Genomic DNA, 11,393 nt, shown 5'->3' with positions numbered 1-11,393 from the left:
AGCAGCAGGCCGAGCGCGCTGCCGACAACGTCAGTGCCGGGCAATTGGCCGACGGGCAGAGCGCGCCGGCGCCGGCGGCCGCTGGCGTCTCCGTGCAGCGTCAGGAGGAAGAGGACGACGAGGAGGAGTCCTCGGAGGGCTAACCCAGCCCGGCCACTGTCGACACCCCCTGCGAGGTCACCTCCGCCGGCCGCGCGGACTCTGCCGGTCCATGGTCCGATCAACGGAGGCCCAATTCCGTCGCTCAGTTACCGCGAATCAGGACTTCCTGCCCGAACGGGTGAACCGGTGTGCACGGTGCGTGGTTATGCTTCTGCACGATCGGGCAACCCCCCGGCTATTGGGCGGAGTTGACCCTTTCCTCGTGGGCTTGACCGAGGGGGGCAGTTGGCAGCGATAGCTGGACCAGACGGCGAACTTGCGGGAACCGCAGGCGTGGAATGGTCCGCCACCGGTGGATGGACCGACGTGCCGGCCCCCGGTCTGGTCCGCGACCGCCTGGTCGGCCGGCTCGTCGACACCGCTCACTATTCAGTGGCCCGGGTGGTCGCGCCGGCCGGTTTCGGCAAGTCACGGCTGCTGTCGCACGCAGCACAGCTATACGCCGGACCGGTCGCTTGGTGCGGGTCACCCGATCCGGTCCTCCGCAGCGAAGAAGCTTTTGTCGGGTGGATCGGCCGGGGCCTCGCGAGCGTCCCCGCCTTCGCCTCGCTGGCGCCGGCAGACTGCCCGGCGACGGTGGACGAGCTGGTGCGGGCGGCCTATCCAGAAGCAGGCCTGCCGGTGCTGGTAGTGGTCGACGACGTCCATCTGATCGAGGAGAGCGACGCCGAGGCAGCTCTCTCCGACCTGGCTTCCCGGGCGCCGCGCTGGATGAGGCTGCTCCTGGCAGGCCGGGTGAGTCTCGCGCTCGACTTGTCGCGTCTGCGCGTGTCGGGAACGCTCGTGGAGATCGATCACGACGACCTCCGGTTCCGCACCTGGGAGATCGAGGACCTGTTCCGCGACGTCTATCACGACCCGCTCCTCCCAGAGGACGTCGGCGCGCTCGCCCGCAGGACCGGCGGCTGGGCGGCGTATCTCCAGCTCTTCCATCTCGCCACTGCCCGCAAACCCCAGTCCGTGCGCCGCCAGGTGCTGTCGTCCCTGTGGAGCAACTCACGGCTGGTGCGGGAGTACCTGAGCCGCCACTTGCTATCGGACCTGACCCCTGAGCTCAAGGACTTTCTGGTCCGTACCAGCGTCCTCCGGAGACCCACGCCGGAACTCTGCGACGAGCTACTTGGCGACGGGTGCGCGAGCGCCGAATGTCTCGACGAACTCGAGCGCCGCCACCTCTTCACCGAGCGCGTCAGCGACGGCAGCTACCGCTACCACCCCGTTCTGGTCGCGTACCTCGACGCCGTTCTCGTCGAGACCATCGGCATCGCACACACCCGGGACTTCCACCACCGTGCAGCGGCGATGCTCGAGAGAAGCGGGTTCGCCGAGGAGGCGTTGGCTGCGTTCGCCCGCTCTGAGGACTGGGTCGGGGTGGCCCGTGTTCTCGGCCACTCGACCGGCCCTGCGACATCGATCGGCGACGCGTGGCTGGAGGCGTTGCCCCCGACCGTCATCGAGGCGGACCCGATGCTGCTTCTCGCACGCGCCCGGCGCGCGGTCTCCAGTGGCGACGTCGCGGAAGCGGTGAGGATCGCCAGGCGGGCGGAGAGCGTCGCCGCCTCGTCCACCATCGCGGAGCGCTGCAGCGAGGAGCGCAAGCGCCTGCTCGCCTGGGCGTCGCCCGACAAGGTGGAGCTTGCGGAGGGCGACGACTGGTCAAGACTCCTACGCGCGGCGACTCAGAAGGACCCCTCCGCTGTCCGGCGCAGAGCCTCCTCGCTTCCGGGGCCAGGAGGACGCTTCGCAGAGGGCCTCGCGTCGTTGATCCACGGCGACGCGGTGGCGGCCTCCAGGATCCTCGGGGGTGTGGCGGCTCATCCGGAGTCACCCGCCTGGATGGTGGCCGCGGCGAGGCTTGCCGGCGTGAGCGCGAGCCTGATGAGCGGTAGACCGCTGGACACCCGGGCGATCGATCGGGCAAGGGAGGAGGTCGAGACGGCGGGTGTCCCCTGGCTAATGCGCCTCGCCGGGATCACCCTGGCCACCACGGAGCGCGGCTCGGACGAGGTGAGCGCTGAGCTGCTCGAGGCGTGCCGGCGCGAAGGTGACCAGTGGGGAGAGGCGATGGTCGCGTTCGCCTCCGGGGTTCTGGGCCTGGCCTCCGGAACTCCGTCGCCCGGGCCGCTCGAGAACGCGCACCACATGTTCACCCGCCTCGGCGCCGGGGTCTATGCGGGGATCGCCGCCGGCTACCAGGCCCTCGCCGCTCACCGCTGCGGTGACCCAGAGGGTGCCGTGCGGGCGGCGACCCAGGCCCGGGCGCTGGGGTCGGCGCTCGAGGCTCCGGTCGCCTCTGCGACGGCCGAGCTCGCCCGCGGGCTCGTCGACGGCGACACAGGCGCGATCGACACCGCCAGGGCGCAATTCGAGTCCCTCGGCTGCTGGGCGTGGCACGCGGAGCTTGCCGGTATCGATCCCTCCCTTGCAGGCGCGGGCGGCAGGACGAAGCGGTCCAGCGCCGAACCCGCCGTGGACCCGCCCACCGGCTTCCCGGGTCGCGACGAAGGGTCCGCCGAGCGAGTCCTGCTGCGCTGCCTGGGCCGGTTCTCCCTGTCCGTCGGCGGCACCCCCATCGATGAGACCGCCGTCAAGCCGATGGAGCGGATCCTGCTCCACCTGCTGGCGTCGCGAGCCGGCGAGAGGGTTCACCGCGAGGAGATCATCGAGGCCCTCTGGCCCGAGGCCGACCCCGACGCCGGCCGCCACCGCCTCCAGGTCGCGGTGTCGGCGGTGCGACGTCTCCTCGCTTGGGAGTCGGAGTCCACGCTCCTAGTCCGGGACGGGGACACCTACCGGCTGGCCCTGCCTCCGGACTCCGACGTGGACGTGTGGCGGGTCGGGCACCACCTCGACCGCGCCCGCTCGGCGCACGCTGCGGGCGACGAAGACGGCGAGGCGGACGCGCTCCAGTCGGCGCTTTCGGCCTACGGAGGCCCGCTCCTCCCGATGGACGGCCCGGCAGACTGGGTGGTAGCCGGTCGGACCCGGCTGGAGGTCACCCTCGTGGAGGCCGCGAAACGCCTGGCGGTGCTGCGGAGTGCGAGCGGCGACCACCAGGGGTCGGCCGAGGCCGCGAGGCGTGGCCTCGACATCGACCGGTACCGCGACGACCTGTGGAACCTTCTCATCGAGGAGGCCGAGCGGTCGGGACACCCAGCCGAGGCGGGCCGCGCCCGCCGGTCCTACGCCGAGGTCCTGGAGGAGCTGGGCGCCTGAGCCGGGTGGAGCGCCTGCCGCCGTCAGCCCGAGATGCTGACGATGAACTGGCCCGGCTGGACTATCGAGATGCACTCCGGCATGCCAAGTGTGCATGTGCAGCGGGACTCGCTCGTCAGGGCCGGCACACCATTGATCAGCACTGTCGGCGCGCCGGGGATCCAGGGCACGGTCACCGGCGTACAGGGGGCCGTCGCCCCGGCGGCTTTGGCGGCCACGGCAGCCGGGTTGGTCGGCGAGTTGCAGATCCCGAACGGCGGGATGTTCGTGAAGGGCTCGCACTCCGTGATGGTGGCCGCAGTCGTCGTGGCCGTGACCATGGCCCCCTCGGGTATCACCGCGAGCGGCATGGGCGCCGCGCCGAACTCGCACATCATCTGTGCTCCCATGACCACGAGCTCGCCCATGCGACGAGGATAAGTCCCGGACCTTCCGCACGGCACGAAGTTGCACGCAAGACTGCCCGAACGGCATATCCGACGTTCCCGTTGAGCGCATGATGAGTGCCCGTTGAGCCACCTGTTGCACAATCCGGTTGCAGCAAGGATCTGCGATGGGATGAAAAGGGGTGCAAGGGGTGAATCAGGGCATCGACTCGAGGGTGAGGGTCGCCGTATACGCGACGGATCCCGTGTCGGCGACGGGCATCGCTGGTGAGCTGCGATTGCGTCCGGAGCTGCTCGTGATCCCGGACAACGACTTCTCCAAGGCTCAGGTCACGGTGATCGTGACCGACGAGGTGGACGAGGGGACGGTCCGAACGGCGAAGGCAATACAGCGGGATGGGTCGCGGGTAGTGATGGTCGTCACCCGCCTCGACGACGCGGGACTCCTCGCTGCCGTCGAGGCCGGCGCCTCGGGCATCCTTCCCAGGGCTGACGCGGTTTCGCGGCGGGTGTCCGAGACCGTCATCACAGCCGCGCAGGGAGACGGCTCGGTACCGCCCGACCTGCTCGGGCGGCTCCTGGACCAGATGAGCCGGTTGCAGCGGCAGGTGCTCGCTCCGCGAGGTCTGTCGCTGAACGGCTTCAGCCAGCGCGAGGTCGACGTCCTGAAGCTGCTGGGCGACGGTTGGGACACGTCGGAGATCGCGATGCGGCTCGCTTACTCGGAGCGGACGGTCAAGAACGTGATCCACGACATCACCTCGAGACTCCAGTTGCGCAACCGATCCCACGCGGTGGCCTACGCCGTACGCGCCGGGATCATCTGAAGCGCGCCGGAACAGTCAACCGGACCCGCTGCCCCTAAGGGCAGTGCCTGCTGCCCCGATATATGTCCGCGGCGAGGGACCGGCGGCGTGTTCTCAGAGCAAGGATTCTCCCGATGATCAACGAGGTCGACGAAGTCCTTCGATCCCTCGTGAAGGCCGAAGTGGTCCAGGGCACGGACGTGGAGGTCCTCTTCGACGCGCCAACCCGCGATTGGGCGTCGCGGAGGAACACCCCGACGCTCGACATGTACCTCTACGACATCCGTGAGGACACCAGGCGGCGCGCGACCGGTTTCATCGAGGCGCGCAACGAAGAAGGCGTCGTGGTCGACCGCTCGAGCCTTCCCCGCTACATCAAGCTGGCCTACCTGATCACCGCCTGGACCCAGCGGCCCGAAGACGAGCACCGCCTTCTGTCGTCGGTACTGGCCTGCTTCATGAAGTACGAGATCGCCCCCGCCACGTTCCTGACCCCGCTCCTCGCCGAGTTGGAGACACCGGTCGGCCTGCAGATCGCTTACCCACCCCCCGAGGACCGCCAGGTGTCCGACGTCTGGTCATCGCTCGGCGGCGACCTCAAACCTTCTGTCGACCTGGTGGTGACCGTCCCGATGGTCCCGGCGGCCCTGTACGAGATCGCGCAGGCCGTCATGAAGCCGATGCGCCTTCGTTCTTTCGCCCAGGTCACCGTGGAGGGGGAGGACCCAGAGCGCCACCTGCCCGACGGCGACCGGTCGCTGGCATGACCCTGCAGGGCCGGGTCCCTGTGGCGCACGCCGTAGCCGATGGGCCGGCAGAAGGGACCCTCTCCGAGACAGTGGGCACCGAGTCACCGGGCCACGTCGGTGAGTCCGCTGCGTACCTGCTGGCGAGGCTGCAGATACTCGAAGGACGTGTCCGCCAACTCGTAGCGATGCGCCGCAAAGACGACCCCTCGCCCGACGACCCATTCCGGGGCCTGTACATCTCCGACGACCACGTCGACCACATTCTCTCGTCGAGCGTGTCACCGAGGGGTCCCACCTGGGGAGACTCGGACGCGCTCCGCCAACTGGACGAGCGCGCCGCAGACCTGGAGGCCGTCGGGACGGACATCAGGCTCCGTTCGCTGGCCCGGCGGGCCGGCCTCGACCACATAGACCTCGACCTGCTCCTGGTGTGCCTGGCGCCCGACCTCGACAGCCGCTTCGAGCGGCTCTACGGCTACCTGAACGACGACGTCTCTCGCCGGCGGGCCACCATAGGGCTCTGCCTCGAGCTCGCCGGCGCGTCGCCGTGGTCGGCCGCATCCCGGGCGCGCCTCACGGCCGACGCCCCGCTTATGACGAGCTCGCTCGTCGTGCTCGACGAGGGGGACCGTCCGTTTCTCTCGAGGACGCTCAGGGTCCCTGACCGGGTCGCAGCGCACCTTCTCGGGGACGGCAGGCCCGACCGCGAGGTGGCCCATCTCCTGAGGTCGTCGCCCGGGACCGCGGGCGGCAGGCTCGACGCGATGCTCGGCGGACTGTTGCGTGAGGGGTTGCATCTCGTCTACCTGCGCGAAAAGCCGGGCTCCTCCGCTCCCGCCGCGGCAATGGAAGCACTTGCCGCAGCGGGCATGCGCGCGTTGGTGATGGATCTCGAGCGGATCCAGCGCCCCGACGACGTAGAGCCCCTAGCCCGGCTCGTCGCCAGGGAAGCGATGCTGATCGACGCCGGCGTGGTCGCGGGGCCCGTCGAGGCTCTGCTCGAGAGGGGCGCGGGCGCAGTCCGGGCCTTCGCCGACATACGCAGCCCGGTCGTGCTGCACGGGCGGATCGGCTGGGAACCGGGCTGGAGCTCCGAGGTCCCGCTCGTTGTCGACCTGCCGCCGGCCTCCGTCGCGGAACGCACGAGCGACTGGAGGGCGACGATCGGCCCAAGTGCCGCGGACATCGACAGCACGGACATCACAAGCCAGTTCATCCTCTCGTCGGAGCAGGTTCGCCGGGCCGTAACGTCGGCAAGGCTGCAGGCGAGCCTCGACGGGGTTTCCGGCATCGAAGCGCGGCATCTGCGTGCCGGAGCCCGGGCCCAGAACGGGGCCGGTCTCGAGAAGCTCGCCCGGCGCATAGAGCCCCGAGTTTCGTGGCAGGACCTCGTCCTCGCGCCCACAGCCGAGGAGGCGCTGCACGAGCTGGCCGGGCGCGCCCGGCGGAGGGGCCGGGTCCTCGACGAATGGGGAATGCGCCCCGGAGGCGGCAGGGGTCGGGGGATCACCGTGCTGTTCGGCGGCGACTCCGGGACCGGGAAGACCATGTCGGCCGAGGTGGTCGCGGGTGACCTCGGCCTCGACCTCTACACGGTCAACCTGGCGACGGTCGTGGACAAGTACGTCGGTGAGACGGAGAAGAACCTCGAAAGGATCTTCGTGGAAGCCGACGGCGTAAACGCCGTCCTGCTCTTCGACGAGGCCGACGCCCTCTTCGGCAAGAGGTCGGAGGTCCGCGACGCCAATGACCGTTACGCCAACATCGAGGTTGCCTACCTGCTCCAGAGGATGGAGACATTCGACGGTCTGGCCATCCTCGCCACGAACCTACGGGCGAACGTGGACGAGGCGTTCGCCCGCCGCCTGGACATGGTGGTCGACTTCCCCTCGCCGGACGAGGCGCTGCGCCTGAGGCTGTGGGACAAGTGCCTGAGCCCCGGGGTACCCCGTGCGGGCGACATCGACCTCGAATTCTGCGCCCGCTCGTTCGAAGTGTCGGGAGGCAACATACGGAGCATCACGATCACGGCCGCGTACCTGGCCGCCGAAGACGATCGCGCCGTGACAATGACGGACCTGATGAAGGCGGTGCAGCGGGAGTACCGCAAACTCGGGAGGCTCATCGTCCCATCCGAGTTCGGACCGTACTTCTCACTGGTAGCCGTATGACCGGTTGCCCGAAAGCGCAACCCTCACTTCCCTGACTCCCGCCCTACCGCCCCTTTTTGCTCCGGCAGCGGTGCGGCAAGGTTGCGATGGTCCGTCCCAGGAGGGTGCAAATGCCGACCTATCTTTCGCCCGGTGTCTACGTAGAGGAGGTAGAGGCCGGGTCACGTCCAATCGAAGGTGTTGGTACGGCGGTGGCCGCGTTCGTCGGTCTGGCGACCGCAGGCCCGTTCAACACGCCGACGCTCGTCACGAACTGGAGCCAGTTCACCCAGACATTCGGTGAGTTCATGGATGGCTCCTACCTGGCCCACTCCGTCTACGGCTACTTCCTCAACGGTGGGGGAGCTGCTTATGTCGTGCGGGTCGGGGCGAACGGGGCTTCCTCGCCTGCCGCGCGCGGCGAGTTGACCTCCGTCGCCGGCGGTGACGCCGCTCCGAGCGTCGGGGCCTTCAGGGTCCAGGCCCTCGCCGAGGGCACCGAGGGCAACGAGGTCAGCGTCGAGGTCTCCGACAGCTCCACGGAGGGAGCAACCGAGGACTCCTTCAAGGTCGTCGTCAAGAAGGGCGGAAAGGTCGAGGAGACCTTCGACAACCTCACCACCAAGAAGGGCCGCCAGAACGTCGTCACCGTGGTCAACGCGCAGTCCAAGGTGATCCGTCTCGAGGACCTCGGCGTCGCCGCCGAGAAGGTTTCCCGCGGCACTGTCGCCCTGTCCGGCGGCGGCGCATCGGCGCCGGCACGCCTCGCACCGGACGACTACGTCGGAGACTCAGCTGACCGCACGGGTTTCGGTGGTCTGGAGGCGGTCGACGAGGTCACCATGGTCTGCGTCCCCGACCTCATGTCGGCCTACCAGAACCGCATGATCGACATGGAAGGCGTCCAGGCCGTCCAGCTCGCCATGATCGCCCACTGCGAGTTGATGGGCGACCGCGTAGCGATCCTCGACCCGCCTCCGGGGCTCAACGCCCAGCAGATCAAGGAATGGCGCGTCGACAAGGCCGGCTACGACTCCAAGTACGCAGCTCTCTACTGGCCTTGGGTCAAGGTGTTCGACCCGTCCTCGGGCACCAACAAGCACGTCCCACCGAGCGGCCACATGGCAGGCATCTGGAGCCGCAACGACGACACCCGCGGCGTCCACAAGGCGCCGGCGAACGAAGTCGTGCGTGGGGCGATCACCCTAGAGGTCAACATCACCAAGAACGAGCACGACCTACTCAACCCGGTCGGCATCAACTGCATCCGCGCCTTCCCGGGCCGCGGCATCCGCGTCTGGGGCGCTCGCACCCTGTCCTCCGACTCGGCATGGCGCTACCTGAACGTCCGCCGCCTGTTCAACTATCTCGAGGAGTCGATCCTCAGCGGCACCGACTGGGTCGTGTTCGAACCCAACGACCCCGCGCTGTGGTCGAAGATCCGCCGCACAATATCGGCGTTCCTCGTGAACGAGTGGCGCAAAGGGGCGCTGTTCGGCCTCACCCCCGGGGAAGCGTTCTACGTCAAGTGCGACGCCGAGACCAACCCGTCCGAGGGCATCGATGCAGGTCAAGTCCTGTGCGAGATCGGGGTTGCCCCGGTCAAGCCGGCCGAGTTCGTCATATTCCGCCTGTCGCAGTTCTCGGGCGGAACCAGCCTGGTGAGCGAGTAGGGATACCGAGGATTAGGAGGTAGGTAGCAATGTCATTCTTCGGATCGGAACTGTTCGACACCGGAGTCGGTTGGTCGTTTGGCCTCGAGATCGACGGCATCGAGATCAAGGGCATCCAGGAGGTCACCGGCCTCAAGTTGGAGGCCGACGAGATCGAGCTCAAGCACAACACGATCGACGGCAAGTACATCAACAAGCGACTTCCGGGTCGGAAGAAGTCCGGTGAGATCAGCCTCACCCGTGGCATCACCGGGGACAAGGGCTGGGTCGACTGGATCGAGCACGTCTTCAAGGGCGACATGATCGCCGCCCGCAAGCACGGCGTGATCAAGATCTACGACTACAAGGGCGACAAGTCCCAGGAGTACAAGTTCACCAACGGATGGCCGAAGTCCCTCGAGGTGTCGACGCTGAAGGCAGGTGACACCAGTATCGTCACCGAGAAGCTGACGATCGTCCACGAGGGGCTTGAGAAGGGCGCCTGATGCGTCGGGTCTTGACGACCCTGCCTTCCGGAGCGGAGCCTGATCTGTCCATCGGCGATCGCAGCGAGGCGGCGGGTCTGGGTGTAACCCCGGCCCGCCCCGAAGCGTTGCGGACCGAATTCGATTTCGAGTTGCCGAGGGGGTATCTCGACCAGAGCGGTGTCCTCCACAAGACGGGGACGATGCGGCTGGCGACTGCCCGCGACGAGCTGCTCCCACTCCACGATGACAGGGTCAGGGAGAATCCCGCCTACCTGACGGTCGTCCTGCTGGCGCGGGTCATCACGAGGCTCGGGACCATCGAAGGGGACGACGTCCGGGCGAGCGTCATCGAGAACCTCTTCGCCTCCGACCTGGCGTTCCTGCAGGACCTCTACAGGCGGATCAACACCGAGGGAAGCACTCGGGCCGCCGTGACCTGCCCGTCATGTCACGAGCGATTTACGGTCGACCTGGCCGGTGGTCGCCCGGGGGAATCATGACGTACGCGACAGACCGAGTTTACGAGGAGATCGCGTACGTCGCCTACCACTTCCACTGGTCCTTCGAGGAGCTGCTCGACATGGAGCACCCGACGAGGCGCAGGTTCGTCGACGAGATCGCGAAGATCAACCGGCGCATTTCCAACGGGGAGTGAGTTCCCGTGGGTCTGCTGGCGCGCCGTCGCTCAGGCAATCGAGCCTCATCAACAGTCGCTGCCGAGGGCACGCCGTCCCGCACGCCTGCGAGTGACCAGCGACCTCTGATTCGCCCGGAGGACCTCTCCGGGATTCCCGGCTGGGCGCAGGTCCCGCTGCCGGAGCCTCTGCTCCCACCCGTTCCGTTCGTCGTATCACGCAATTTCTCTGAGGACCTAGTCGCGTGGCGGTGGCCGGAACTCCAGGTCGGAACGCTCGGCCACGGAGTCTCCGATCTCGCGCCACAGGGCACCATCACTGTCGTGGCGGTGCAGGATCCCGAACCGGTCGTGCGGGTGGACGCCCCTGCTGCCGGCGGTGACAGCGCCGGCATGCCTTTGGCGCATCCGGCGATGGGCGAGACACCCGATGGGGAGCGGCTCGTGACATCGTGGCCGCTCGCAGACAATCCGGCCGCACCCGAGATCCGCTCGACGCACAGCGAGGCCTCAGGCGCGCCGCCGCAGCCTTCGGCAGAGGCCCCCAGAGCCGGTACCCAATCTGTCAGCACGGGTGCGGAAGTTCCTCCGGCCGCGGCGACCGGGACGGGCACCCGCATCCGGCATGACGGCCCTTCGGCCTCCCAGACCTACTCCTCGTCGACGAGCACTCCGAGCGAGGCCCGCACGGCGACGGGACCGGTTGTCAGGGTCGATCCGGCCCCGACGCCACGGGCGCTCGTCGAGTCCCAGACACCGCCGCAGCTTCCACTGGTACACCTGAAGGCGTCCCCGCCGAGCCGGGTGGATGCACCAGTGCCCCAGGGTGACCGCGGCGACATCACGGCCGTGCTCGCCGAGCCGGGCGAAGCCGGCGCCACCGTCGGACCCGCCAGCACCGCCGTACCCGCCGCTGCCGGTGAGCCCCTCGCCGTCGCGCCTCTTCTCGGCGACCGTCCGCCACTCGACGAGGCCGGTACCGATCACGCACCTGTGTCGACGCCGCACGCCGACGTTTCTGTCCCCGAGACCGGACCGGACGGTCAGGTCCCCGCTCCGTCGTTGGAGGTCGTGCAGCAGAACAACCCCGCCGAACCCCCCGTTACCGACCGGGGTGCCCTACCCATCGAACCCGGCGCCGGGACCGCCA

The 11,393-nt window shown here is 68.4% G+C and carries 10 protein-coding genes; 9 read left to right on the top strand and 1 reads right to left on the bottom strand.

Annotation, left to right across the window (positions count from 1 at the left end; translation table 11 throughout):
- Positions 1-387 precede the first annotated feature (387 nt).
- Positions 388-3,378, top strand: coding sequence for a BTAD domain-containing putative transcriptional regulator (locus VNF71_10650; protein HVA75009.1), 2,991 nt, complete (start codon positions 388-390; stop codon positions 3,376-3,378).
- Positions 3,379-3,401: 23 nt separating this feature from the next.
- On the opposite strand, the gene VNF71_10645 is transcribed toward VNF71_10650, so the two are convergent.
- Positions 3,402-3,785, bottom strand: a complete 384-nt coding sequence (locus VNF71_10645; GenBank protein ID HVA75008.1) for a DUF4280 domain-containing protein — start codon at positions 3,783-3,785, stop codon at positions 3,402-3,404.
- Positions 3,786-3,955: 170 nt separating this feature from the next.
- On the opposite strand from VNF71_10645, the gene VNF71_10640 reads away from it, so the two are divergent.
- From VNF71_10640 to VNF71_10605, 8 genes are all read left to right on the top strand, one after another.
- Complete coding sequence (locus tag VNF71_10640) at positions 3,956-4,591, top strand: response regulator transcription factor (protein HVA75007.1); 636 nt, start codon at positions 3,956-3,958, stop codon at positions 4,589-4,591.
- 113 nt (positions 4,592-4,704) lie between these two features.
- Entirely contained in the window at positions 4,705-5,337 is a 633-nt protein-coding gene (locus VNF71_10635; protein ID HVA75006.1) for a DUF4255 domain-containing protein, read from the top strand.
- The gene (locus VNF71_10630) at positions 5,334-7,490 is read left to right on the top strand and encodes an ATP-binding protein (GenBank protein ID HVA75005.1); all 2,157 of its coding nucleotides are present in this window, start codon (positions 5,334-5,336) and stop codon (positions 7,488-7,490) included. The genes VNF71_10635 and VNF71_10630 overlap by 4 nt, the downstream gene beginning before the upstream one ends.
- A 110-nt stretch (positions 7,491-7,600) precedes the next feature.
- The gene (locus VNF71_10625) at positions 7,601-9,142 is read left to right on the top strand and encodes a phage tail sheath family protein (protein ID HVA75004.1); all 1,542 of its coding nucleotides are present in this window, start codon (positions 7,601-7,603) and stop codon (positions 9,140-9,142) included.
- 29 nt (positions 9,143-9,171) lie between these two features.
- A complete protein-coding gene (locus VNF71_10620) occupies positions 9,172-9,627 on the top strand; it encodes a phage tail protein (GenBank protein ID HVA75003.1) in 456 nt (151 codons plus the stop codon).
- The gene (locus tag VNF71_10615) at positions 9,627-10,109 is read left to right on the top strand and encodes a hypothetical protein (GenBank protein ID HVA75002.1); all 483 of its coding nucleotides are present in this window, start codon (positions 9,627-9,629) and stop codon (positions 10,107-10,109) included. Before VNF71_10620 ends, VNF71_10615 begins: the two co-directional genes overlap by 1 nt.
- On the top strand, positions 10,106-10,264 hold the full coding sequence (locus VNF71_10610) for a DUF6760 family protein (protein HVA75001.1): 159 nt from the start codon (positions 10,106-10,108) through the stop codon (positions 10,262-10,264). The genes VNF71_10615 and VNF71_10610 overlap by 4 nt, the downstream gene beginning before the upstream one ends.
- 303 nt (positions 10,265-10,567) lie before the next feature.
- Positions 10,568-11,393, top strand: an 826-nt coding sequence (locus VNF71_10605) for a hypothetical protein (GenBank protein ID HVA75000.1), incomplete at its 3' end; no start/stop codon positions are given.

It is taken from the genome of Acidimicrobiales bacterium, from assembly GCA_035533095.1.
Taxonomy (GTDB): Bacteria; Actinomycetota; Acidimicrobiia; order Acidimicrobiales; family Palsa-688; genus DATLUM01.
This window is presented reverse-complemented; position numbering and strand designations above follow the sequence as displayed.

Coding starts and splice junctions, on each gene's coding strand:
- VNF71_10645 (HVA75008.1), bottom strand. CDS start 3,785: ATGGGCGAGCTCGTGGTCATGGGAGCACAGATGATGTGCGAGTTCGGC.
- VNF71_10635 (HVA75006.1), top strand. CDS start 4,705: ATGATCAACGAGGTCGACGAAGTCCTTCGATCCCTCGTGAAGGCCGAA.
- VNF71_10630 (HVA75005.1), top strand. CDS start 5,334: ATGACCCTGCAGGGCCGGGTCCCTGTGGCGCACGCCGTAGCCGATGGG.
- VNF71_10625 (HVA75004.1), top strand. CDS start 7,601: ATGCCGACCTATCTTTCGCCCGGTGTCTACGTAGAGGAGGTAGAGGCC.
- VNF71_10620 (HVA75003.1), top strand. CDS start 9,172: ATGTCATTCTTCGGATCGGAACTGTTCGACACCGGAGTCGGTTGGTCG.
- VNF71_10615 (HVA75002.1), top strand. CDS start 9,627: ATGCGTCGGGTCTTGACGACCCTGCCTTCCGGAGCGGAGCCTGATCTG.
- VNF71_10610 (HVA75001.1), top strand. CDS start 10,106: ATGACGTACGCGACAGACCGAGTTTACGAGGAGATCGCGTACGTCGCC.